The sequence below is a fragment of the Pseudomonas sp. RU47 genome (genome assembly GCF_004011755.1).
In the GTDB taxonomy this organism is placed as follows: Bacteria; Pseudomonadota; Gammaproteobacteria; order Pseudomonadales; family Pseudomonadaceae; genus Aquipseudomonas.
In genome coordinates this window covers 4,054,673-4,076,697 of record NZ_CP022411.1, presented here as the reverse complement: position 1 = coordinate 4,076,697, position 22,025 = coordinate 4,054,673, and the positions used below count along the sequence as shown (strand labels likewise).

The window sequence follows — 22,025 nt, the reverse complement described above, 5'->3', positions numbered from 1 at the left end:
CTATAGAGTTATGCAAGCAGCTCATTAATCGCTTGGCCAACACAGAACCACTGTAGGCCTTCGCCTGCTCGCGATAGCGATAGACCAGTGAGCAATGTGGCGATTGACACACCGGTATCGCGAGCAGGCGAAGGCCTACAGGGATCTGTGTGGTAACCACCATTTCATTCACAACTTGAAACCTGTGGGAGCGAGCCTGCTCGCGAAGAGGCCGGCACAGCCAATATCTTCACTGGCAGACCGGACGCCTTCGCGAGCAGGCTCGCTCCCACATGAGAATGTGTTCGGCCGCCCTAATGCCCGCCAACCACCATATGTGTAAACGGCGCCACATACGCCTGCAACGTCACCAGCCCACCGACCAGGATCGCCAGCACAATCGAGTGGAAGAACACATAGCGCAGAATCTCGCCCTCATGCCCATACCAACGCGTCGCGGTGGAGGCGACCACGATCGATTGCGCATCGACCATTTTGCCCATCACCCCGCCGGAGCTGTTGGCCGCCGCCATCAACACCGGGCTGATCCCGAGCTGTTCCGAGGTCACCCGCTGCAAGCCGCCAAACAACACGTTTGACGCCGTATCCGAACCGGTCAGCGCCACGCCGAGCCAACCGAGCAAGGTGCCAAACATCGGATAGAAAATCCCCGTCGCCGCAAACGCCAGACCCATGGTCGCGTCGAGTCCCGAGTAGCGCGTGAGAAACCCCAGCGCCAGCATCGCCGCAATGGTGATCAGCGAAAACCGCACCACCCACAACGTGCGCAGGTATTGCTTGATCAGTTGCGCAATTGAATAGCCCATCAGCAAACCGCCGACAATCGCGGCCAGCAGAATCCCGCTGCCGGTGGCGGTGAGCCAGGTGAATTTGTACACCGCTTCTTCCGCTTTCGGCGCGGCAACCACGGGCGGCACTTTTTCGATTTGCAGGTGCAGGCTGGTGAACGTCACGGCCGGGGCGAAAATCGGGTTGGCCTCGCGCAGCGGTTTGCCGGCGGGATCAAGCTTGGCCGATTGAGTGACTGGATCAATCGCCGGACGGGTGTCGAACATATTCTTGAAGCCCTGCGTGCCCCAGGCAAACACGAACACGGTGAGGATGATCCATGGCATCCACGCACGCATCACCGCCGGGCGCGCCTGATCGCTGAACGCGGCGCTGGCGGTGACTTTTTCCTCCTCGACTTTGGAGTTGTCGACGCGCCCAGACAGCGCTGCCGAGGTGTGAATGGTCGCCGGTTTCCACACCTTCAAAAACAGCGTCAGACACGCCATGGAAATCAGCGCGGCGATCACGTCCACCAACATCGGCCCGTGGTAGTTCGACACCAGAAATTGCGGGATCGCGAAGCTGACGCCGGCCACCAGAATCGCCGGCCAGACCTCCAGCATCTTGCGCCACCCGGCAAACGCCCAGATCAGCCAGAACGGCACCAGCACCGAGAAAAACGGCAACTGCCGACCGACCATCATCGACAGCTCCATTTCATCTAGCCCAGTGACTTTGGCCAGGGTAATGATCGGCGTGCCCAGTGCGCCGAATGCCACCGGCGCGGTGTTGGCGATCAGCGCCAGACCGGACGCGGCCAGCGGCGAAAAACCGAGACCGATCAGAATTGCCCCGGTCACCGCCACCGGCGTACCGAACCCCGCCGCGCCTTCGAAAAACGCACCGAAGCAGAACGCGATCAGCAGCAACTGCAAACGGCGGTCATCAGTGATGCGCGCAAGGGAATCCTGCAGCACTTTGAACGAACCGTTCTCGGTGGTCAGGCGATGCAGAAAGATGATGTTGAGGACGATCCAGCCGATCGGCAACAAGCCATTGGCCGCGCCAAACAACGCCGCAGAGCCCGCCATGCTCGCTGGCATGCCGAAAGCAAAAATCGAAATCAGCAGGGCGGACGCCAGCGCCAGCAGCGCCGCCAGATGCGCTTTGACATGAAAGAACGCCAGCGCCGCGAGCATCACCACCACCGGTACGGCGGCCATGAGCGTGGAGATCACCGGGTTACCGAACGGATCGTAGATTTGCTGCCAGACCATGGTCCACCTCTGCTTGTTGTTATTGAGGGCGCAGATCCATTGCGTGGTGCTTGGTTGCAAGCAGTATAGGTGGCAATACGCCGCCGTTTGGCTGCGGCGGTCGGGGCGACAAACGGTCGCTAGTGGCCACTGAATCAACGGCGTTTTACCCGGTCGTATTTGCGGCTGCGCGCACCGCGTTCTGAAGGCGCGGGCAGCGTGGCCGATTCCGTCGTCAAGACCTTGGTTTTAGGGAAGTGTTGAATGAAGCGCGCAACAACGATGCTGCTGACCGTGACCGCCGCCGTATTGCTCGGCGGCTGTGTCGCGGATTTTGATGATGACCACCGCCATGGCCGGCATTACGACCGCGATCATGGCCGCAATTACGACCACGACCGGCGCTGGGACGACCGCGATGATCGTCGCGACGGGCGTCGTTACTACCGTGATCGGGATGATGATTGACTGAGTTCTGCGCGCCCCATTAGCAGAACAGTCGCGCAGACGCGGGGGAGTGGACGCAATGATGGCAATTAAGTAGCATCGCCGTTTTTTTTGCCCCTTCTCCCCCAAGGATGATCATGTCTGTGGCTTTGCTGTCGCGCCGTATACCCGTTGTTATCAGTGCAGTTCTGTCGGGCCTGCTGCTGTCGGGGTGCACCCAGTTGGGAACCTATCAGGATTCGGTCGCACCTGATGCCGCCAAGCTGCGCTTTGTCGCCAGCACCGATAACGCGTCGGTGGATTATTACGATGCAGAGCATTGCGATGGCCAGACCACCGGCTTGCTCAACAACCTGTTCATCGTCGACAGCGCGCGCCGGGTCGGCATGAGCGTGGCGCCCCCGGAAAAGGCCAAGAGCTACCTGGAAATCAAGCTGCCGCCCGACAAGGAAATGTACCTGAAGGTCAACACCCAGACCGGTTATGCCGTGTGCGGGTCGGGTTTCAGCTTCAAACCTCAGCGCGATACAGAATATGAGCTGACCTTCGACCTCAAGGGCCGCCAGTGTTCGACGCTGATGCAGCGCGTGCAACGCATCGATGGCAAGGACGTACGCACGCCGCTCCCGATGAAACGCGAGGGGCTGGCGGCCTGTGCCGGGCGCAACCCGATCTTTCCCAAGCCGCCAGTGCTGCTGCCGGATACGCCGGAGCGGACGGTCATGATCGACCGCATCGTCAATGGCAGCCTCTTCGTGGTGTTGAAGTCCGACGCGAAGACGCGCGCCGCGACGACGTTTACGCCGGAAAAACTCGATTCGCTGGTCAGCGAGCGCAAGGCGAAAATGGGCTTTGAACTGCCAGACGATTACTGGACGCTGTACCGTCAGAATCTAGACGCGTTCAACATTGAGGGTTCCGCGATTTCCAGCGAGGCGATCACCCGGTCTAGCAACGAGTATCGCAAACGTCTGCGCAGCATCGACGACAAGCGCTTGAAAGAATGGTCCGCCGTCGATGGTACTTCCGGCAAGCGTGGCAATGCGGTGCAGGCCGACATGGAAACCAGCATGATCACGTACTACTTCCAGTCGTCCAAGGAGGTCATGGGCGAAACCGTCATACGCCATCTCGACCGTATGGCCAAAATGGATGCGCAGTACAATGTCTGCTCGCGTTACGCTGAGTGCTGGAAGCGCTGAACGGCGCAATCCTGATGTGAAAAAGCCCACTGCGCCGATACGGCCAGTGGGCTTTTTTGTGCGTGTTGCAATTAAAAGTGAGCGCTCGCCCGGACGCTGGATCGCGCAGGCACGGAGGCCTCGATGTCCAGCAAATGGGTGGCGAGAATGTCGCTCAGAAAACGGAACTGATCGTTGAGGCCGACCACTTCATTGCTGAAATGATTGCTCGCGGCGGGCATCAGCAGATCTTCGAAATCTTCGTTGAACACCAGTGCCTGTGCCTTGTGCGACACAACGTGCTGGTCGTAATAGTTGCTGCCGAACACCGGGAAACTCACGGAGAGTGTGACGTGGGTGTGAATCATGCTGTGAACTCCTCGTTGTGTTTCGGATGGGCTAATCGTGCCTTTCATGAGCGGTGGGCGGAAGGCAATCGTGGCGATGGTGAATATCGATGGCAGTGATGGTTGGGTTTTTTGGGGTGTTGCTGATGGCGCCTTCGCGAGCAGGCTCGCTCCCACGTTGAAACGCATTCCCCTGTGGGAGCGAGCCTGCTCGCGAAGGCGCCAGACCAGCCAAAACCGGACAAGCGGCCCTGCGCACACACCTATACTCAAATCTGCTTCCGTCCTTTTAAAGGAAACCTCAACCGTGAACCCGCGTGCGCTGCTCGTCGCCGCACTGTTGTTGCTGGCCGGCTGCGCCACCTCGGCGCGGGCGCCGGTGTCGGCGCCGCAGGCCGTGTTTGTCTCGCCGGCCACTTGGCAGCAGATCGACCGGGAAATCGTCAGCGCTTCGCAGCAGTCCACCGAGCAAGTCAAAGTCTTTGCCCGTGGCTCGATGGAACATTGGCGCACTCGGGTCTATCAGCAAACTGAAGAAAATTTCATCCCGTGGTTCAGCAGCTACTGGACCCAGGAATGGCTGTCGATGAAGGTCAGTTGGTACACAATCAATGCCGGTGGCGAGCAGGACGCGTCGGCCAAGCGCCTGGCGGCGTATCTGCTTGAGCAATATCAGGAAAGGGTGCTGGCGCCAGTGGCGGTGGAGATCGATCCGGATGCGATTCTCGGCCAGGCGACGGCGTTCTATGCGCAGTTGATGGCGCAGCAGATGCCGCTCATCGCCCAGCGCCATGGTGTGCCCGTTGGTCAGCTCAACGGACGCTTGCAGAAAGTCCCCGCCATTGCGCTGGGCCCGCCGCCAGCGCGCAATGCTTCGCTGTATCAGGTCATCAGTACCGAGCCGCTGAACACGCTGCCGGCCTATGCCGCGCTGATCGACAAGATTCACACCGAAGGTGGCGCCAAGGGCATTGCCTCGACGGATGCCGGCATGGCGCCGGTGGCCAAACGCGCCAGCCAACGGATGGAAGCGGAAATGGCCCCGCGCGGGGCTGCCAGTGCGGTCGCTGCCGCCGCCGGAAAACTGGCTGGCGGACTGATTTCGGTCGGTGTGGCGGGTATCCGCGCGATCATCCAGGCCAATGACCGGCCCGACAGTGAAGCATTGATCCGCAGCAGCCTGGGCAGCACCTTCGACAAGGCGTGGTTGAAGCTGGTGCAGAACCCGACCACCGGCGTCATGGCCGGCACGCTGCACATCGCCGGGCAGGTCGAGCGCAATCTGGGTGGGGACGATGAACCGTCGGTCGGGTTGGGTGTGAATCGTGTCGAATGGCGGCCACCGCAATCGACCAATCAGCAGATCGAACCCAACGTGCAAGGAGAGTGATCATGGCTTACATCGATATTTTCGTAGCGCCGGTGCCAACCGCCAATCGTGAGCAGTACAAAAAGCACGCCGAAATTGCCGCCGTACTGTTCAAGGAGTACGGCGCCCTGAGCGTTGCTGAATGCTGGGGAGATGACGTGCCGGACGGCAAGCTCACCTCGTTCCCGATGGCGGTGAAGCTCAAGGAAGGCGAAACCGTCGCCTCGGGCTGGCTGATCTGGCCGGACAAAGCCACCCGGGATGCCGGCATGGCAAAAATGATGGAGGACCCGCGCATGCAGCCCGATGTGAACCCGATGCCGTTCGATGGCCAGCGGATGATCTACGGCGGCTTCCAATACCTCATCGAGCCCTGAGGCCACCGCAAATCCGGGTATGGGCAAAAAAATCATGGTTCGCCACGAAACCCTGTGGGAGCGAGCCTGCTCGCGAAAGCGGTGTATCAATAAACTTTTTGTCGCCTGACACACTGCCTTCGCGAGCAGGCTCGCTCCCACAGGGTGAGTGAAAAATGCCTGTGTTCACTCGGCAGAGGGGGTGATGCGGCAGCTTTTGCGGTCGCGAATCTGCTCGTCCGTCGGGCGTTCGCGGACAAACTCGAAACGCGGCTCACCCTCGCTGTAATGCACCAGCCAGCCCCATTCCAGTTCGGTTTCGTCCTGTCCGGGTTGCGGCGGTCGGGCCCACCACGGTTCTTTGCTGAGGACCTCGCGCATGGCGGCCTCCGGTTGATGGCAATCCTTGAACTATAGCTTCCTGTCACGAGTCGTCAGATCAGGCTGTGTAGAATCCGGCGGATCACTATGAACAGGGGAGCAGGGCCATGACCGATGAAGCGAAGCGGCTGTTTTTCGCCCTCGACTGCCCGTCGGCGCAACGCAAGGCGATTGCTCAATGGCGCGGGGAGTTGGGGTTGCGAACCGGCAAACCGGTGCCGGCCGACAATTTTCATCTGACGCTGCTGTTTCTCGGCGCGGTGCCATTGGCGCAGATCAACGAGGTCTGCGAGGCGGCCGGGCAAGTGCGTACGCCAGGAGAGGCGTTGAAGATTTCGCTGGATCGTTTGCAGGTCTGGCATCGCGCCGGGGTGTTGTCGCTGGCGCCGGAGCAGGCTCCGCAGGCGTTGCTGCGCTTGGTCTACGGGCTGGAACAGGCGATGTTGCCGTTTGGCTTTGAAGAGACCCCCCGCGAGTTTCGCCCGCACCTGACGTTGGCTAGAGACTACCGCGCGCCGGAGCCGGAATCCGCTACGCCACCGGAGTTTTTCCTGCGTGCCGAACGCTTCGCCCTGTTCGAATCACACAAGGGCCGCTATCGGATCCTGCAGGATTGGCCGCTGATCTGAAGGCACAAAAAAAGGCGCCCGAAGGCGCCTGAGAATTCACCTGAGCCGAGGGAGCCAGGTGAGGCCGTTCATAGCAGGGTGCAGCGGTGGTAAGGCGCTGCGTGAACGGGAAATTTTTACACTGATCGTTCCCACGCTCTGCGTGGGAACGCCTCTTGTGACGCTCCGCGTCACGCTTTGGGACGCAGAGCGTCCCGGACTGCGTTCCCACGCGGAGCGTGGGAACGATCATCGGCTCACTTACCGAGCTTCACCCGGGTCCAGCCACGGGTCATGATTCGCTGCGTAGCAATCGGCTGATCCGGCACCGCATACAACGTCGCCATCACCGCTTGCGACGGATACGAACCCGGATCGTTGCGGATCGCTTCATCCACCAATGGCGTAGCCGCCGCGTTGGCGTTGCTGTAGCCGTTGCTGTTGGTGATCTCGGCGATGATGTCCGGGCGCATCAGGAAGTCCATGAACAGGTACGCGTTGTCGACGTTGGCGGCATCGCGCGGGATGGCGACCATGTCGTAGAAGCTGCCGGCGCCTTCCTTGGGAATGCTGTAGTCGATCACTACGTTGTTGCCGGATTCCACCGCGCGGGCCTTGGCCTGCAGCACGTCACCGGAGTAACCGACCGCCACGCAGATGTTGCCGTTGGCCAGATCGGAGATGTATTTCGAAGAATGGAAATACGCCACGTTCGGGCGGATCTTCATGAACAGCGCCTCGGCTTCCTTGATGTGTGCGGTGTCCTTGTCGTTCACCGGGTAGCCCAGGTAGTGCAGGGCGGCCGGGATCATTTCGGTCGGCGAGTCGAGGAAACTGATGCCGCAGGCTTTCAGCTTTTCAGCGTTTTCCGGCTTGAACAGCAAGTCCCAGGAGTTGGTCGGGGCGTTGGCGCCGAGCACTTCCTTGACCTTGGCCGGGTTGAAACCGATGCCGATCGAGCCCCACATGTACGGGAACGCGTGGGCGTTGTCCGGATCACTGGCGGCGGCGTTTTTCAGCAGCACCGGGTTGAGATTCTTCCAGTTCGGCAGCTTGGATTTGTCCAGCGTTTGATAGACGCCGGCCTTGATCTGCTTGGCCAGGAAACTGTTTGACGGCACGACCAGGTCGTAACCGGATTTGCCCGCCAGCAAACGTGCCTCAAGGGTTTCGTTGCTGTCGAAGACGTCGTAGGTCACGCGGATGCCGGTCTCGTCTTCGAACTTCTTGACGGTGTCCGGCGCGATGTAATCGGACCAGTTGTAAACACGCAGCACCTTGTCGTTGGCCTGGGCGCCCATGACCATTGCGCCCATTAAGGACAGTGTCAGCAGAGTCCTGCCAAACATTTTCATCGGTACAACTCCATTCTTTTTATTCAAAAAACACAAAGCCAAAACTCGGTTAACAGCGCCTGCTTATGTAGGAGCTGTCGAGTGAAACGAGGCTGCGATCTTTTGATCTTCAAAAACAGCGTCAAAAGATCGCAGCGTGCCGCAGCTCCTACAGGGTCAAGCGGTGGCAGCTTGTTGCTGTGGTTGCCACGACTCGTTCGCGGTCTGATCCATCGCTTCCTGAATCGCTTTTTTGCGGTTGGCTTCTGCCTTGCGGCCGAAGTACCAGACCAGGAAGGTCACCAAGGAAACCGCCAGCAGAATCAGGCTGGCTACGGCATTGATCTCAGGCTTCACACCCAGACGCACGGCCGAGAACACTTCCATCGGCAACGTGGTCGAACCCGGGCCGGAGACGAAGCTGGCCAACACCAGGTCATCCAGCGACAAGGCGAACGACATCATCCCGCCCGCGGCCAGCGACGGCGCAATCATGGGAATGGTGATCAGGAAAAACACCTTGAACGGCTTCGCACCGAGATCCATCGCTGCTTCTTCGATCGACAGGTCCAGCTCGCGGAGGCGGGCGGAGACTACCACCGCCACATAAGCGGCACAAAACGTGGTGTGGGCGATCCAGATCGTGACGATGCCACGCTCCTGCGGCCAGCCGATCAACTGCGCCATGGCCACAAACAGCAGCAACAGCGACAGACCGGTGATCACCTCAGGCATCACCAACGGCGCAGTGACCAGACCACCAAACAGCGTGCGACCCTTGAAGCGTGTCACTCGCGTCAGCACGAAAGCGGCGAGGGTGCCCAACGCCACGGCGGCAATCGCGGTGTAGCAGGCGATTTCCAGCGAGCGCACCACCGAGCCCATCAGTTGCGTGTTGTCGAGCAAACCGACGTACCACTTCACCGACCAGCCGCCCCACACCGTCACCAGTTTGGATGCGTTGAACGAGTAGATCACCAGAATCAACATCGGCAGATAAATGAACATCAGACCGAAGATCAGCATGAACTTGGAAAAACCGAAGCGTTTCATCCCCGTGCCTCCATCTCTTTGGCCTGGCTGCGGTTGAACAGCAGAATCGGCACAATCAGGATCAACAGCATCACCACCGCCAAGGCAGACGCCACCGGCCAGTCGCGGTTATTGAAGAACTCTTGCCACAGCACGCGACCGATCATCAGGGTCTCCGGGCCACCCAGCAGTTCCGGAATCACGAACTCACCGACCACCGGAATGAACACCAGCATGCAGCCGGCAATAATCCCGTTCTTGGCCAGCGGTACGGTGATTTTCCAGAAGTTGTTGAAGTTGCTCGAACCCAGATCCTGCGCGGCTTCCAGCAGGCTACCGTCGTGCTTGACGAGGTTGGCGTACAGCGGCAACACCATGAACGGCAGGTAGGCGTAGACCACGCCGATATAGACGGCGGTGTTGGTGTTGAGGATCTCGATCGGGTGATCGGTGAGCCCCGTCCACATCAGAAACCCGTTGAGCAAACCGTTGTTGCTGAGGATGCCCATCCACGCATAAACGCGGATCAGGATCGCGGTCCAGGTCGGCATCATGATCAACAGCAGCAGGACGTTTTGCGTTTCCTTGCCGGTCTTGGTGATCGCGTAGGCCATCGGGAAACCGATCAGCAGACACATCATCGTGCTCAGCGCCGCGACCTTCAGCGAACCGAGGTACGCCGACAGGTACAACTCGTCTTCGCCGAGCATGGTGTAGTTGCCGATGTTCAGCAGCAGCTGGAATTTCTGTTCGGCGTAGGTGTAGATCTCCGAGTACGGCGGGATCGACAGCGCGGCTTCCGAGAAGCTGATCTTCATCACCAGAAAGAACGGCAGCATGAAGAACAGGAACAGCCAGATGAACGGAATGCCGATCACCAGTTTTCGCCCGCTGGGCACCAGGCGCAGGAATTGCTGATTGAAGGTTCTCATGAGCGCAGTACCACGCCGCTGTCGTCTTCCCACCAGACGTAGACTTTGTCGTCCCAGGTCGGGCGCGCGCCACGGCGTTCGGCGTTGGCCATGAACGACTGGACGATTTTGCCGCCGGGCAATTCGACGTAGAACACCGAGTGACCGCCGAGGTAGGCGATGTCATGCACCTTGCCTTCGGACCAGTTGTAGCGGAACTCCGGTTGGGTGGTGCTGACGAGCATTTTTTCCGGACGGATCGCGTAGGTGACCGACTTGTCCTGCACCGAGGTGCTGACGCCGTGACCGACGTAGATCTTCTGCTGCAAGTCCGGGCTGTGGATGATCGCGTGACCTTCAAGGTCTTCCACCACGGTGCCGTCGAAGGCGTTCACGTTGCCGATGAATTCGCAGACCATGCGGCTGACCGGTGCTTCATAAATGTCGACCGGGCTGCCGATCTGAGCGATCCAGCCGAGGTGCATGATCGCGATGCGCTCGGCCATGGTCATGGCCTCTTCCTGGTCGTGGGTGACCATCACGCAGGTCACGCCGACGCGTTCGATGATCTGCACCAGCTCAAGTTGCATCTGCGAACGCAGCTTTTTGTCCAGCGCACCCATCGGCTCGTCGAGCAGCAACAGCTTCGGACGCTTGGCCAGCGAGCGGGCGAGGGCGACGCGCTGACGCTGACCACCGGACAACTGGTGCGGACGGCGTTTGGCGTATTGAGTCATGTGCACCAGACGCAGCATTTCATCGACACGGGCGTCGATTTCGCTGGCGGGCAAACGGTCCTGCTTGAGGCCGAAGGCGATGTTCTGCGCGACGGTCATGTGTGGGAACAGCGCGTAGGACTGGAACATCATGTTGATCGGCCGCTCGTACGGCGGCATGTCGGTGATGTCCACGCCGTCGAGCAGAATCCGCCCTTCGGTCGGGCGCTCGAAACCGGCGAGCATGCGCAGCAGGGTCGATTTGCCCGAACCGGAGCCACCGAGCAGGGCGAAGATTTCGCCCTGATGGATCTCCAGGGACACATCGTCCACGGCCACGGTTTCGTCGAACTTCTTGGTGACACGATCGACTTTCACCAGCACCTTTTTCGGTTGCTGATGACCTTCAAGTGCCTTCCTGTAAGTGCTGGAGGCGTTTGCCATGTGAAACTCCCAACAGGTTTCGTTCGCCGGGCCAATGTGGCCGGGCTTAAGTGGATTGCAAGCCTGTACGGGATGCCTGTCAGCTATGGCGCAGAACCTGTGGGAGCGAGCCTGCTCGCGAATACGGAGTGTCAGTCGACATCATTGTTAGCTGATACACCGCTTTCGCGAGCAGGCTCGCTCCCACAGGGGAAATGCGTTTACCTGACTGGCATTACCCGTACCGATCCGGCTTGTTCGGCGCCGCCGTCCTGGCTGCCTGGGTCGTACTTGTTGTTATTACGGGTGTTGCTGTTCACAAATGACGGATGTGCGCAGGCACACCCGACGTCCGTGGGGGCAGTAAATCGTTACGTATTCTTGGGTTGTGTCAGCGCTGGTTGCGCCGCGCCGCCCGTTGCCGGCAAGCCTCGCCGAATGCCTGGAAAATCTTCAGGTAGTTCGGGTTATCGAGCACTTGCCATTCCGGGTGCCATTGCACGCCGAGGGCGAAGGTCGGGCTGTGCTCGACCGAGACCGCCTCGATCAAACCGTCCGGCGCCACCGCTTCGGCACGCAGGCCGGGGGCGAGGCGGTCGATGCCCTGGCTGTGAATCGAGTTGACCTGGAACTCGCCCGGCAACTCCAGCGCTTCGAATACACCGCCACCAAGCACGGTCACCGCATGGGCCGGTGCGTATTGCACGGCAACATCAGGGCTATCGGCTTCACGGTGATCAAGCATGCCCGGCAGCTCATGCACCTTCTGATGCAGGCTGCCGCCGAACGCCACGTTCATTTCCTGGAAGCCCCGGCAAATGCCGAGCACCGGAACGCCCGCCGCGATGGCTGCACGCAATAAAGGAAGGGTGGTGGCATCCCGCGCCGGATCGTGATCCGTGCCGGGTTCGCTGGCCGGGCCTTGATAGTGGAAAGGTTCCACATTCGAGGGCGAGCCGGTCAGCAGCAGTCCGTCGAGTTGACCGAGCAGGTCTTCGATTTCAGTCAGGTTGCCAAGGGAAGGAATGACCACTGGCAACCCTTCAGCGCCAACGCTGACAGCACGTACGTACTTGTCGCCGCTGATGTGATAGGGGTGCAGGCCAATCTGTTTGACGCACGCAGTAACGCCGATCAATGGCTTGAATGCCATTTTTATTCACCTCGAAGTTTGACACTTGAACGAGCTTTTCCGGAGCTTAGCCTCGTTGATTTTAATTAACAACTGCCATGTAAAAAATTCTAAACGCCGTTCATCCTATCTTCATGATTTCCGGGGCTTCGGCGCCTGCATTGGCACGCAAGTGTTAAAAAAAGCCCGAAAAATAAACCCTGAGCGGCTATCTGTTCGCTATTGACTTCACTTTGCCGTTCGGGTTGACTGGCTCGGCGAAACAGAAGTGAACATAATAATTAACAGCTAAATAGGTGCATCATGTCGGTCCCTCTGCGTACCGTTCAACTCAACGAAGCAAACGCATTCCTTAAGAAATATCCTGAGGTTTTGTACGTCGACCTTCTGATTGCGGATATGAACGGTGTGGTGCGCGGCAAGCGCATCGAACGCACCAGTCTTCATAAGGTTTACGAGAAAGGCATCAACCTGCCTGCCTCGCTTTTCGCCCTCGACATCAATGGCTCCACGGTGGAAAGCACCGGCCTGGGTCTGGACATCGGCGACGCTGACCGCATCTGCTATCCGATTCCCGGCACCCTGAGCATCGAGCCGTGGCAGAAGCGCCCAACCGCACAACTTCTAATGACCATGCACGAGATCGAAGGCCAGCCGTTCTTCGCTGACCCGCGTGAAGTGCTGGCTAACGTCGTGCGCAAATTCGACGACCTCGGTCTGACTATTTGCGCGGCATTCGAACTCGAGTTCTATCTGATCGACCAGGACAACGTTAATGGTCGTCCGCAATCGCCACGTTCGCCGGTGTCCGGCAAGCGTCCGGTATCGACTCAGGTTTACCTGATCGACGATCTCGACGAATACGTCGACTGCCTGCAAGACATCCTCGAAGGCGCGAAAGAGCAGGGCATCCCGGCTGACGCGATCGTCAAGGAAAGCGCCCCGGCGCAATTCGAAGTCAACCTGCATCACGTCTCCGACCCGATCAAGGCGTGCGACTACGCCGTCCTGCTCAAGCGTCTGGTGAAGAACATCGCCTACGACCACGAGATGGACACCACCTTCATGGCCAAGCCGTATCCGGGCCAGGCGGGCAACGGTCTGCACGTACACATTTCGATCCTGGACAAAGAAGGCAACAACATCTTCGCCAGCGAGGATCCCGAGCAGAACGCCGCACTGCGTCACGCGATCGGCGGTGTGCTGGAGACCCTGCCTGCGCAAATGGCCTTCCTCTGCCCGAACGTCAACTCGTACCGCCGCTTCGGTGCGCAGTTCTACGTACCGAACTCGCCGAGCTGGGGTATCGACAACCGCACTGTTGCGGTACGCGTGCCAACCGGTTCGGCCGACGCCGTGCGTATCGAGCATCGCGTTGCTGGCGCTGACGCCAACCCGTACTTGCTGATGGCTTCGGTGCTGGCCGGTATTCACCACGGTCTGACCAATCAGATCGAACCGGGCGCCCCGGTGGAAGGCAACAGCTACGAGCAGAACGAACAGAGCCTGCCGAACAACCTGCGCGACGCATTGCGCGAGCTGGACGACAGTGAGGTCATGGCCCGCTATATCGACCCGATGTACATCGACGTGTTTGTCGCGTGTAAAGAGAGCGAGCTGGCCGAGTTCGAGAACTCGATTTCAGACCTTGAGTACAACTGGTATCTGCATACGGTGTGATGGGTTGAGGCCCTCAAAAGCCGAAGAGCCCCTCACCCTAACCCTCTCCCGGAGGGAGAGGGGACTGATTCGGGAATGCTCGGGCAATCCGCCGACCTGAACGATTTTTGCCGAATCCATAATCGACTCGGTCGTTCAGGTCGGTGTATCTCCCAAGACAACTCGGTCGGTCCCCTCTACCCCTGGGAGAGGGCTAGGGTGAGGGCCGCCATCTCAAGCCAGACCCAACACCCCGACACCCCCAATTCCCCTTGTCGAGCCACAACAATGACAACGACCCGCAACGACTGGGAACAACGCTTCCAGTCCCTGACCATCGAAGCCCGCGCGTTCATCAACGGTGAATACCGCCCGGCCATCAGTGGCGATACCTTCGAATGCCTGAGCCCCGTTGACGGCCGTTTCCTCGCCTCCGTCGCCAGCACCGATGAAGCCGACGCCAACCTCGCCGTTGAAGTCGCGCGCCAGTCTTTCGAGTCCGGCATCTGGGCGAAAAAAGCCCCGGCCGAGCGCAAGCGCATCCTGATTCGCTTCGCCGATCTGATCCAGCAGCACCAGGAAGAACTGGCGCTGCTGGAAACCCTCGACATGGGTAAACCGATCAGCGATTCGATGAGCATCGACATCCCGGCGACCGCCAACGCGATCCGCTGGAGCGCCGAAGCCATCGACAAGATCTACGACGAAGTCGCCGCCACACCGCACGATCAACTCGGCCTCATCACTCGCGAGCCATCCGGTGTGGTCGCGGCCATCGTGCCGTGGAACTTCCCGCTGATCATGGCCAGCTGGAAGTTCGCCCCGGCGCTGGCAGCGGGCAATTCGTTCATTCTCAAACCTTCGGAAAAATCGCCGCTGACCGCGATCCGCATCGCCCAGCTCGCACTGGATGCCGGCATTCCGAAAGGCGTGTTCAACGTCCTGCCAGGCTTCGGTCACACCGTCGGCAAGGCGTTGGCGTTGCACATGGACGTCGACGTGCTGGCCTTCACCGGCTCCACGGCGATTGCCAAGCAACTGATGATTTATGCAGGCCAAAGCAACATGAAACGCGTCTGGCTCGAAGCAGGGGGCAAGAGCCCGAACGTGGTGTTTGCCGACGCACCGGATTTGCGCGCGGCAGCACAAGCAGCGGCCGGCGCCATTGCGTTCAACCAGGGCGAAGTGTGCACGGCGGGTTCGCGCTTGCTGGTCGAGCGTTCGATCCGCGAGCAGTTCATTCCGCTGTTGGTGGAAGCGCTGCAAGCGTGGAAACCGGGTCACGCACTCGATCCGGCAACCACCGTCGGTGCCGTGGTCGATCAGCGTCAACTTGACAACGTGCTGCGCTACATCAGCATCGGTCGCGAGCAGGGCGCCGAGCTGATTGCTGGCGGTCAACGCACGCTTGAAGAAACCGGTGGCCTCTATGTGCAGCCAGCAATCTTCGACGGCGTGACCAACGCAATGACAATCGCTCAGGAAGAAATCTTCGGCCCGGTGCTGTCGCTGATCACCTTCGACACTGCGGAAGAAGCACTGCAGATCGCCAACGACAGCATCTTCGGCCTCGCCGCCGGCGTCTGGACCAGCAACCTCAGCAAGGCGCACACCTTCGCCCGAGGCCTGCGTGCCGGCAGCGTCTGGGTCAACCAGTACGACGGCGGCGACATGACCGCACCGTTCGGTGGCTTCAAGCAGTCGGGCAACGGCCGCGATAAATCGCTGCACGCGTTCGACAAGTACACCGAGCTGAAAGCGACCTGGATCAAGCTCTGACTCTATTACAGCGGTGGTCGCCGTTTATGGGCGGCCCTCGGAGAAACGTATGAAACAGCAACACGTAAACAGCTACTACGCCGCCACCCGCAACGAAGTCATCGACTTTCCGGTTCTGGAAGAGTCGGTCGAGTGCGACGTCTGCATCATCGGCGCCGGTTACACCGGCCTGTCCTCGGCGCTGTTCCTCACCGAAGCCGGCTACAAAGTGACGGTGCTGGAAGCGGCCAAAGTCGGCTACGGCGCCAGCGGTCGCAACGGCGGTCAACTGGTCAACTCGTACAGCCGCGACGTCGATGTGATTGAAGAGCGCTACGGCGACAAGACTGCGGAAATCCTCGGCAGCATGATCTTCGAAGGCGCCGACATCATTCGTTCGCGCATCAAGGAATACGACATCCAATGCGACTACCGCCCGGGCGGTATCTTTGCAGCGATGAACAAGAAACAACTCAACGGTCTGGCCGAGCAGAAGCGCGGTTGGGAACGTTACGGCAACCGCAATCTGAAGATGCTCGACGCGGCTGACATTCGTCGCGAAGTCGGCTCCGATGCTTACGTTGGTGGTCTGCTCGACATGCAGGGCGGCCACGTTCACCCGCTGAACCTGGCGCTCGGTGAGGCGGCTGCGATCACACGTTTGGGTGGCAAGATCTACGAGCAATCGGCGGCCGTGGAAATCAAATACGGCGAGCCCAACGTCGTGCGCACTGCCAAAGGCCAGGTCCGCGCCAAGTACCTGTTGATCGCCGGTAACGCCTACCTGCCGCAAGGTCTCGACAACCGCGTGACCGCGAAAAGCATGCCGTGCGGCTCGCAGATCGTCGTCACCGAACCGTTGACCGAGAAACAGGCACGCAGCCTGATCACCAACAATTACTGCGTCGAAGACTGCAACTACCTGCTGGATTACTACCGTCTGACTGCCGACAACCGTCTGCTGTACGGCGGCGGTGTGGTCTACGGCGCGCGTGAACCGGACGACATCGAACAACTGATCCGCCCGAAGATCCTCAAGACCTTCCCGCAGCTCAAAGACGTCAAGATCGACTACCGCTGGACCGGCAACTTCCTGCTGACCATGTCCCGCATGCCGCAATTCGGCCGCATCGAAAAGAACGCCTACTACATGCAAGGCTACAGCGGCCACGGCGTCACCTGCTCGCACCTGGCCGGCAAACTGATCTCGGAAATGATCCGCGGCGACGCCGAACGCTTCGACGCCTTCGCATCGCTGCCGCACATGCCAATGCTCGGCGGCCGCACGTTCTCGGCCCCACTGACCGCCCTCGGCGCCGTTTACTACTCACTGCGCGACCGCTTCGGCCTCTAAGTTACCTCCCCGGCGGCGGTCCCCAAGACCCCGCCGGTTTTTTAATGCTGCAGCAACACCACCGATCTCACTGACACCCAGATGTCCAACTGTGGGAGCGAGCCTGCTCGCGAAGGCGGCCATCCAGTCAAAAATAATGTTGAATGTGCCACCGAATCGCGAGCAGGCTCACTCCTACAGGACTGCATTACCAAGGCAAGAAGGACTTTTGCCCCACCGTCCATCGAACCTGCTGAGCAACACCGGCAAACGTGATTTAATAGCCGCCTTTCACGGTTCCGGGACACGGGAGCAACGTGATCCGCGCCCCTCGCGCGGCACCCGCCACCCACCCCCATTACCCTTAAGTACTACTCACATAAGGCTGTCATGGATACGGGTTCTCGACTCAAACTAGTACGCGAAAGCTACAAACTCTCCCAGCGCGAGCTGGCCCGGCGTAGCGGCGTGACCAATGCCACCATTTCCCTGATCGAACAGAATCGCGTCAGCCCCTCCGTCAGCTCACTGAAAAAGCTGCTCGAAGGCATACCGATGTCCCTGGCCGACTTCTTCACCTTCGACCAACCCCCGCGCGAACACCAATACGTCTTCCGCGCCAACGAACAACCCGACCTCGGCCGCCACGGCCTGCGCCTGCTACTGATCGGCGCCTCCGTACCCAGCCGCCAGATGCGCTTGCTGCGCGAGCAATACGCACCGGGCGCGAGTTCGGGGGAAGAGCCGATTGTGCATGCTGAGGGCGAGGAGTGTGGGCTTGTCACCCGTGGCACGGTGGAGTTGACCGTTGATGGGTCGGTGAGTGTGTTGAATGCGGGGGATGGGTATTACTTTCCGACGACGCTGCCGCATAAGTTTCGGAATATCGGGGCGGATGAGGCGGAGATTATTAGTGCGAATACGCCGGCGAATTTTTGAGAGGGCAATGTTTTTCGAAATATAGTAGATATGTTGACCGTGGTTGTGGTTTGAGAAGGCGCCGCCAATTTTGTGGCAGTGGCAAGCTCTAGTGAAATTGTCGTATTTGAAAATTTCTTGGTTGCAAGTATTTGAAAAAGGTTGGTTAAAGTTGAACTCAGTGGCAAAGGTAGAAAGCATGGATACATTCTCTTGAATACAGAAGTATCAATGAAGGTTATAGACTTGTTCTGTGGCCTGGGCGGCCTAACTGTCGGGGCGATTCAGGCAGCAGACGAGTTGGGACTAACTTGTGAGCTCGCCTTTGCTTGTGATATGGATGCCGCGGTATCAAAGTTTTATAATGAGAATTTTTCAAGCAGAATCGGAGATTACTATCAGGGTGATATATCTCAGATGGTTGATGATGATTTTCATGGTATGTCTTCGAGATTTGAAAAGTTAATTTCTAGTAAGTACTGGGGGGTTGATTTTCTTTTTGCTGGGCCTCCGTGTCAAGGGCACTCGAATTTAAATAATCATAGTAGGAGGAGTGATCCAAGAAATGCGCTTTATCTTAAAACTATAAAGTTTATAAAGCTAAGTATGCCGAAGTATTTTTTGATCGAGAATGTTCCTTCTGTAATTCATTCGAAAGAAAGTGTGGTTGAGCGATCTAAGGATTTGCTTCGTAGTTACGGTTACGAGGTAGACGAGCTTGTAATCGATTTTATAAGATTGGGTGTGCCTCAAAGTCGAAAGCGACACGTTATTGTTGGTAGTTTAGCAGGTGATCTCTGCAATGTTATTGATGGTGTCTACACCGATGAGGCTGCGATTCTTTCAGATGTATTGCATGATCTTATCGATATTGATAGAAGTGATATTTTTAATTCTCCCTCAAAAATGAGTGCGACAAATACAGTTCGTGCTGATTATTTATATTCCACTGATAGTTATGATCTTCCAAATGAGCTTCGTCCTCCTTGTCACCAAGGTCAGCACTCGTATAAGTCAATGTATGGGCGGTTGAGGTGGGATGACGTGGCGCAAACAATAACTGGTGGATTTGGCTCTATGGGGCAGGGACGGTTTCTCCACCCGTTACAGAAAAGAGTTATCACTCCACATGAAGCTGCTAGAATTCAAGGGCTGCCTGATTGGTTGGACTTCTCAGGTGTGACTAAAAGATCCGAGTTGCAAAAAATGATTGGCAACGCGGTTCCACCTGCTTTATCTAGACGATTTATTTTAAGCACGCAAGGACGATAAGATGCAGATTGAAATACTTATAGATAATTTGGTGTTGGTTGATGAGCAAATATCTAGCTTTCAATCTACTATTGCTTACGATACCAAAGAGTATGTCGTGGAAGTGATTGTTAAGAGGTTCAATGAGGGGAAGCTATTTGTTCCCCAGTATCAAAGGAACTTTGTTTGGCATAATCACAGGAAATCTAAGTTTATTGAGTCTGTTCTGATGGGGTTGCCAATTCCGTTCATGTTTGGGGTTCAATGCGAAGATGGTACCGTAGAGATTCTTGATGGTGCGCAGAGAATACAAACTCTAAAGCAGTTTATAGATAATGAGCACCAACTTAAGGATCTCGATAGGTTGGATCTTCTAGATGGATTTTATTTCAAGGATCTTCCATCATCGCAACAGAATAAGTTTTTAGATCGCACCATGAGAATGGTAGTGCTTCCTGCTTCTGTGAGCTTAAGTGTTCGACTGGATATGTTTGAGCGAATCAATACCGGGAGCCAAGAACTGAAAGCTTCTGAGATTAGGCGAGGAGCTTATTCAGGTAAGTTCTCTACATTTCTGGAGCGTTGTGCTCACGATGAACAGTTTAATAAGCTTTGTCCAATATCTGAAAGTTCCAAGTCTCGTCGTGAGCGTGAAGAGTTGGTGTTGCGATATTTTGCATACAGTGATCGTTATACAGAGTTCAAACACAGTGTTAAAGGGTTCTTGAATGAGTATTTGGTTGAGATGAATTCAACAGATTATAGTGAGGAAGCGCTATGGTCCAGTTTTAAAAATATGCTAGCTTTTGTTGAGGGTTCTTTTGAAGGCGGCTTTGCTAAGTCCTCTACTGCAACATCTACTCCTAGAGTTCGGTTTGAAGCGCTGGCTATCGGGACTAATTTGGCTTTAAGGCAGAATCCTGATCTTGCCCTTATTGACGGCGGCGCGCTTACTTCGAGTAAGGAGTTTTTAGTTCTAACAACTTCTCATGGGAGTAATTCTGGGCCGCGACTTCGTGCGAGAATTGATTTTGTGAAAAATTTCATACTCAATGGGGTGATGTAGTGAATCATTTTATTGAGGAATATGAAAAAAGAAAGTTAGAGATTCGTTCATATCTGAAATTGGCATCTTTTGTTAGTGGGGATAATATTAAGCTCACAAATGATGATGGTGGCTTGCACGAGGTTAGCGCTTTAGAAGCCACTACGCTGAAGGCTACATTCTATTTGGTTCTTTATAACTTGGTTGAGGCTACGGTTAGGGAGGGGGTGCGTAGCATATATCACAAGATTAGCGATGAGGGGCTTTCTTTTCTAGATTTAAATGAAAAGCTTCAAGAGATATGGTGGTACTCTCATCATGAATCTATTACAGCGACCCCGCGTGATTCATTGATAAGTAAGGTCTATGAGGTTTATTGTCTTTGTAAGAGCGAGAGCAGTCCGGCTTTTCAAGATTTTATTGCTGGTGTTTCAGGAAACTTGGATGCTGAAGGGGTTCGCTCTGTTTGTCGAAAATACGGGATCGATACAATTGCCGACGGTCGAGATCTGAAAAGAGTAAAAGATAATAGGAATTGGCTTGCCCACGGTAACAAATCATTCTCGGAGGTTGGTAAAGACTCCACTCCATCAGAGCTAAGAGGTGCGATGGAGAAGGTTTTTGAATTCCTCGATGCCTATGTTTCTAATGTGACAGAATATCTGGTCAGTGCTAAATATTGCGTAGCTGTTTAGTTTTGGGTTGGGCTGGGGATGGTTTTGCTGATATCTATTCATCTCCAACCCTTTATTTATCAAGTTCTTTTGCTTTCTCTTAAAATTCGCTGGGCTGTCATTAGCATCTGGTGGCAAAGTTCCTTTGTGTGAGGGAACTCTGATGCCATCCAGTCGACGGGGACGAAATAGTGCTTCAGGTATTGCACGCATTCCGTGCCATCATAGGCTAAACAGAGGTAAACCTCCTGTTCAGTACCACCGATCGCTGCTGGTACAAAGACTCGTCCATCATCGGTTATACCAATGCTTCTTGCCCATTCTGGAATTTTCTTTCGCTCGGCTTGCTCTATGCTAATCCAGCGCATCTTGTTTCCTCTTTTTCAAATAAATATCAGCGATTTTATTTAATTGGTTCGTGAGTTTTAAATATCTGCAAACAAATGCAACTCCTTCCAATAAGTTTCGATGGTTCTCGAATGGACGTTAGGGCTAAGTTCTAGGTACTGCGCGTATATTTTCATATTTAAATATTTGGAGCATTATATCCCCGCTGCTCAATCACCCTAAACACATCACTTACATCCTGCACCATGATCCTAGCGATGTTAGTCACGGTGTTGATGTCATGTTCTGCGTGGTCGGAGAGGCGGATGCACGTGACGAGGTCGAGGTATTTGAGGACTGCGTTGAGGCGTTCGGCGGCGCAGGCGTGGAGGTCGCGTAGTGGTGCGTTTGCATCGATGAGGAGGACTGGGTGGTCGGTGGCTGGGTGCGACATGTGGGCGTACTGGTGGAGCGGTTTTTTGATCGTCATAGCAAAGGCCTCTCAGTAAAAATGAGCCACCGTTTTGCTGCGAAACAAGATGGGTGGCGGTTGTGAGCGGGTTCGCAGACCGAGGAGAAACCAGACTCGGCAGACTCGAAAGTCTCCCGCACACAACCGCCATAAAACGTAATGCTGGCGAATTTTGCCAGAATTGTCGCTAGACGGTGTTAGCCAATTTCTCGTTAGGGCTGCGAAACCCATCGCTGACTGTGGTCAGCGACGGACTCACTCTAGGCATCAATTTCACCAGCCACAACCGACCTGTAGGACGTGAAACCCGTACCCGTGGCGAGG

The 22,025-nt window shown here is 56.7% G+C and carries 22 protein-coding genes; 12 read left to right on the top strand and 10 right to left on the bottom strand.

The window, feature by feature from the left end:
• Positions 1–293: 293 nt before the first annotated feature.
• Positions 294–2,048: an L-lactate permease gene (locus tag CCX46_RS18435; protein WP_127928712.1), complete on the bottom strand. Its 1,755-nt coding sequence runs from the start codon at positions 2,046–2,048 to the stop codon at positions 294–296.
• 243 nt (positions 2,049–2,291) lie between these two features.
• Between CCX46_RS18435 and CCX46_RS18430 the strand changes: the two genes are divergently transcribed.
• Complete coding sequence (locus CCX46_RS18430; protein WP_007918829.1) at positions 2,292–2,495, top strand: hypothetical protein; 204 nt, start codon at positions 2,292–2,294, stop codon at positions 2,493–2,495.
• Positions 2,496–2,611: 116 nt separating this feature from the next.
• On the top strand, positions 2,612–3,676 hold the full coding sequence (locus tag CCX46_RS18425; protein WP_127928710.1) for a hypothetical protein: 1,065 nt from the start codon (positions 2,612–2,614) through the stop codon (positions 3,674–3,676).
• Positions 3,677–3,747: 71 nt separating this feature from the next.
• Here CCX46_RS18425 and CCX46_RS18420 read toward each other — a convergent pair whose 3' ends face one another.
• Positions 3,748–4,023: a hypothetical protein gene (locus CCX46_RS18420; RefSeq protein WP_016987679.1), complete on the bottom strand. Its 276-nt coding sequence runs from the start codon at positions 4,021–4,023 to the stop codon at positions 3,748–3,750.
• Between the two features lie 286 nt (positions 4,024–4,309).
• On the opposite strand from CCX46_RS18420, the gene CCX46_RS18415 reads away from it, so the two are divergent.
• The gene (locus CCX46_RS18415) at positions 4,310–5,392 is read left to right on the top strand and encodes a hypothetical protein (protein WP_127928708.1); all 1,083 of its coding nucleotides are present in this window, start codon (positions 4,310–4,312) and stop codon (positions 5,390–5,392) included.
• A 2-nt stretch (positions 5,393–5,394) separates the two neighbouring features.
• Positions 5,395–5,748 (top strand): DUF1428 domain-containing protein, encoded by a 354-nt coding sequence (locus CCX46_RS18410; protein ID WP_095118352.1) that lies wholly within the window; start codon positions 5,395–5,397, stop codon positions 5,746–5,748.
• A gap of 165 nt (positions 5,749–5,913) precedes the next feature.
• Here CCX46_RS18410 and CCX46_RS18405 read toward each other — a convergent pair whose 3' ends face one another.
• Positions 5,914–6,108: a hypothetical protein gene (locus CCX46_RS18405; RefSeq protein WP_127928706.1), complete on the bottom strand. Its 195-nt coding sequence runs from the start codon at positions 6,106–6,108 to the stop codon at positions 5,914–5,916.
• Positions 6,109–6,215: 107 nt separating this feature from the next.
• Here CCX46_RS18405 and thpR point away from each other — a divergent pair, with 107 nt between their 5' ends.
• Positions 6,216–6,737 carry an RNA 2',3'-cyclic phosphodiesterase gene (thpR, locus tag CCX46_RS18400; protein ID WP_127928704.1) on the top strand — a complete coding sequence of 174 codons (522 nt, stop codon included), beginning with the start codon at positions 6,216–6,218 and terminating at the stop codon, positions 6,735–6,737.
• 236 nt (positions 6,738–6,973) lie between these two features.
• Here thpR and CCX46_RS18390 read toward each other — a convergent pair whose 3' ends face one another.
• The 5 genes from CCX46_RS18390 to CCX46_RS18370 all read right to left on the bottom strand — a co-directional run bounded on the left by CCX46_RS18390 (position 6,974) and on the right by CCX46_RS18370 (position 12,285).
• Entirely contained in the window at positions 6,974–8,071 is a 1,098-nt protein-coding gene (locus CCX46_RS18390) for a polyamine ABC transporter substrate-binding protein (protein ID WP_007919260.1), read from the bottom strand.
• Positions 8,072–8,227: 156 nt separating this feature from the next.
• Positions 8,228–9,103, bottom strand: coding sequence for an ABC transporter permease subunit (locus CCX46_RS18385; RefSeq protein WP_127928702.1), 876 nt, complete (start codon positions 9,101–9,103; stop codon positions 8,228–8,230).
• Positions 9,100–9,981, bottom strand: a complete 882-nt coding sequence (locus CCX46_RS18380) for an ABC transporter permease subunit (RefSeq protein WP_410479230.1) — start codon at positions 9,979–9,981, stop codon at positions 9,100–9,102. The genes CCX46_RS18385 and CCX46_RS18380 overlap by 4 nt, the downstream gene beginning before the upstream one ends.
• 29 nt (positions 9,982–10,010) lie before the next feature.
• On the bottom strand, positions 10,011–11,153 hold the full coding sequence (locus CCX46_RS18375) for an ABC transporter ATP-binding protein (protein ID WP_007919249.1): 1,143 nt from the start codon (positions 11,151–11,153) through the stop codon (positions 10,011–10,013).
• A 370-nt stretch (positions 11,154–11,523) separates the two neighbouring features.
• Positions 11,524–12,285, bottom strand: coding sequence for a gamma-glutamyl-gamma-aminobutyrate hydrolase family protein (locus CCX46_RS18370; RefSeq protein ID WP_127928698.1), 762 nt, complete (start codon positions 12,283–12,285; stop codon positions 11,524–11,526).
• Between the two features lie 282 nt (positions 12,286–12,567).
• On the opposite strand from CCX46_RS18370, the gene CCX46_RS18365 reads away from it, so the two are divergent.
• From CCX46_RS18365 to CCX46_RS18335, 7 genes are all read left to right on the top strand, one after another.
• A complete protein-coding gene (locus tag CCX46_RS18365; protein ID WP_007918694.1) occupies positions 12,568–13,944 on the top strand; it encodes a glutamine synthetase family protein in 1,377 nt (458 codons plus the stop codon).
• Positions 13,945–14,211: 267 nt separating this feature from the next.
• Complete coding sequence (locus CCX46_RS18360; protein WP_127928696.1) at positions 14,212–15,702, top strand: aldehyde dehydrogenase; 1,491 nt, start codon at positions 14,212–14,214, stop codon at positions 15,700–15,702.
• 49 nt (positions 15,703–15,751) lie between these two features.
• Complete coding sequence (locus CCX46_RS18355) at positions 15,752–17,035, top strand: NAD(P)/FAD-dependent oxidoreductase (protein WP_123594283.1); 1,284 nt, start codon at positions 15,752–15,754, stop codon at positions 17,033–17,035.
• A 369-nt stretch (positions 17,036–17,404) separates the two neighbouring features.
• Positions 17,405–17,953 (top strand): cupin domain-containing protein, encoded by a 549-nt coding sequence (locus CCX46_RS18350; RefSeq protein WP_007950154.1) that lies wholly within the window; start codon positions 17,405–17,407, stop codon positions 17,951–17,953.
• Between the two features lie 192 nt (positions 17,954–18,145).
• Positions 18,146–19,204 (top strand): DNA cytosine methyltransferase, encoded by a 1,059-nt coding sequence (locus tag CCX46_RS18345; RefSeq protein WP_127928694.1) that lies wholly within the window; start codon positions 18,146–18,148, stop codon positions 19,202–19,204.
• Between the two features lies 1 nt (position 19,205).
• Entirely contained in the window at positions 19,206–20,249 is a 1,044-nt protein-coding gene (locus CCX46_RS18340) for a DUF262 domain-containing protein (protein WP_127928692.1), read from the top strand.
• A complete protein-coding gene (locus CCX46_RS18335) occupies positions 20,249–20,923 on the top strand; it encodes an MAE_28990/MAE_18760 family HEPN-like nuclease (RefSeq protein WP_127928690.1) in 675 nt (224 codons plus the stop codon). Before CCX46_RS18340 ends, CCX46_RS18335 begins: the two co-directional genes overlap by 1 nt.
• A 59-nt stretch (positions 20,924–20,982) precedes the next feature.
• Here CCX46_RS18335 and CCX46_RS18330 read toward each other — a convergent pair whose 3' ends face one another.
• Both CCX46_RS18330 and CCX46_RS18325 read right to left on the bottom strand, forming a co-directional pair.
• Positions 20,983–21,270: a hypothetical protein gene (locus tag CCX46_RS18330; RefSeq protein ID WP_127928688.1), complete on the bottom strand. Its 288-nt coding sequence runs from the start codon at positions 21,268–21,270 to the stop codon at positions 20,983–20,985.
• A gap of 158 nt (positions 21,271–21,428) precedes the next feature.
• The gene (locus tag CCX46_RS18325; RefSeq protein ID WP_127928686.1) at positions 21,429–21,719 is read right to left on the bottom strand and encodes a fructose-bisphosphate aldolase; all 291 of its coding nucleotides are present in this window, start codon (positions 21,717–21,719) and stop codon (positions 21,429–21,431) included.
• Positions 21,720–22,025 lie beyond the last annotated feature (306 nt).

Bases quoted from the DNA above. Each gene is read 5' to 3' on its own strand.
- CCX46_RS18405 (WP_127928706.1), bottom strand. From the start codon at position 6,108: ATGCGCGAGGTCCTCAGCAAAGAACCGTGGTGGGCCCGACCGCCGCAA.
- CCX46_RS18370 (WP_127928698.1), bottom strand. From the start codon at position 12,285: ATGGCATTCAAGCCATTGATCGGCGTTACTGCGTGCGTCAAACAGATT.
- CCX46_RS18325 (WP_127928686.1), bottom strand. From the start codon at position 21,719: ATGACGATCAAAAAACCGCTCCACCAGTACGCCCACATGTCGCACCCA.
- CCX46_RS18385 (WP_127928702.1), bottom strand. From the start codon at position 9,103: ATGAAACGCTTCGGTTTTTCCAAGTTCATGCTGATCTTCGGTCTGATG.
- CCX46_RS18435 (WP_127928712.1), bottom strand. From the start codon at position 2,048: ATGGTCTGGCAGCAAATCTACGATCCGTTCGGTAACCCGGTGATCTCC.
- CCX46_RS18365 (WP_007918694.1), top strand. From the start codon at position 12,568: ATGTCGGTCCCTCTGCGTACCGTTCAACTCAACGAAGCAAACGCATTC.
- CCX46_RS18420 (WP_016987679.1), bottom strand. From the start codon at position 4,023: ATGATTCACACCCACGTCACACTCTCCGTGAGTTTCCCGGTGTTCGGC.
- CCX46_RS18355 (WP_123594283.1), top strand. From the start codon at position 15,752: ATGAAACAGCAACACGTAAACAGCTACTACGCCGCCACCCGCAACGAA.
- CCX46_RS18390 (WP_007919260.1), bottom strand. From the start codon at position 8,071: ATGAAAATGTTTGGCAGGACTCTGCTGACACTGTCCTTAATGGGCGCA.
- CCX46_RS18410 (WP_095118352.1), top strand. From the start codon at position 5,395: ATGGCTTACATCGATATTTTCGTAGCGCCGGTGCCAACCGCCAATCGT.
- CCX46_RS18375 (WP_007919249.1), bottom strand. From the start codon at position 11,153: ATGGCAAACGCCTCCAGCACTTACAGGAAGGCACTTGAAGGTCATCAG.
- CCX46_RS18430 (WP_007918829.1), top strand. From the start codon at position 2,292: ATGAAGCGCGCAACAACGATGCTGCTGACCGTGACCGCCGCCGTATTG.
- CCX46_RS18340 (WP_127928692.1), top strand. From the start codon at position 19,206: ATGCAGATTGAAATACTTATAGATAATTTGGTGTTGGTTGATGAGCAA.
- CCX46_RS18350 (WP_007950154.1), top strand. From the start codon at position 17,405: ATGGATACGGGTTCTCGACTCAAACTAGTACGCGAAAGCTACAAACTC.
- CCX46_RS18425 (WP_127928710.1), top strand. From the start codon at position 2,612: ATGTCTGTGGCTTTGCTGTCGCGCCGTATACCCGTTGTTATCAGTGCA.
- CCX46_RS18330 (WP_127928688.1), bottom strand. From the start codon at position 21,270: ATGCGCTGGATTAGCATAGAGCAAGCCGAGCGAAAGAAAATTCCAGAA.
- CCX46_RS18360 (WP_127928696.1), top strand. From the start codon at position 14,212: ATGACAACGACCCGCAACGACTGGGAACAACGCTTCCAGTCCCTGACC.
- thpR (WP_127928704.1), top strand. From the start codon at position 6,216: ATGACCGATGAAGCGAAGCGGCTGTTTTTCGCCCTCGACTGCCCGTCG.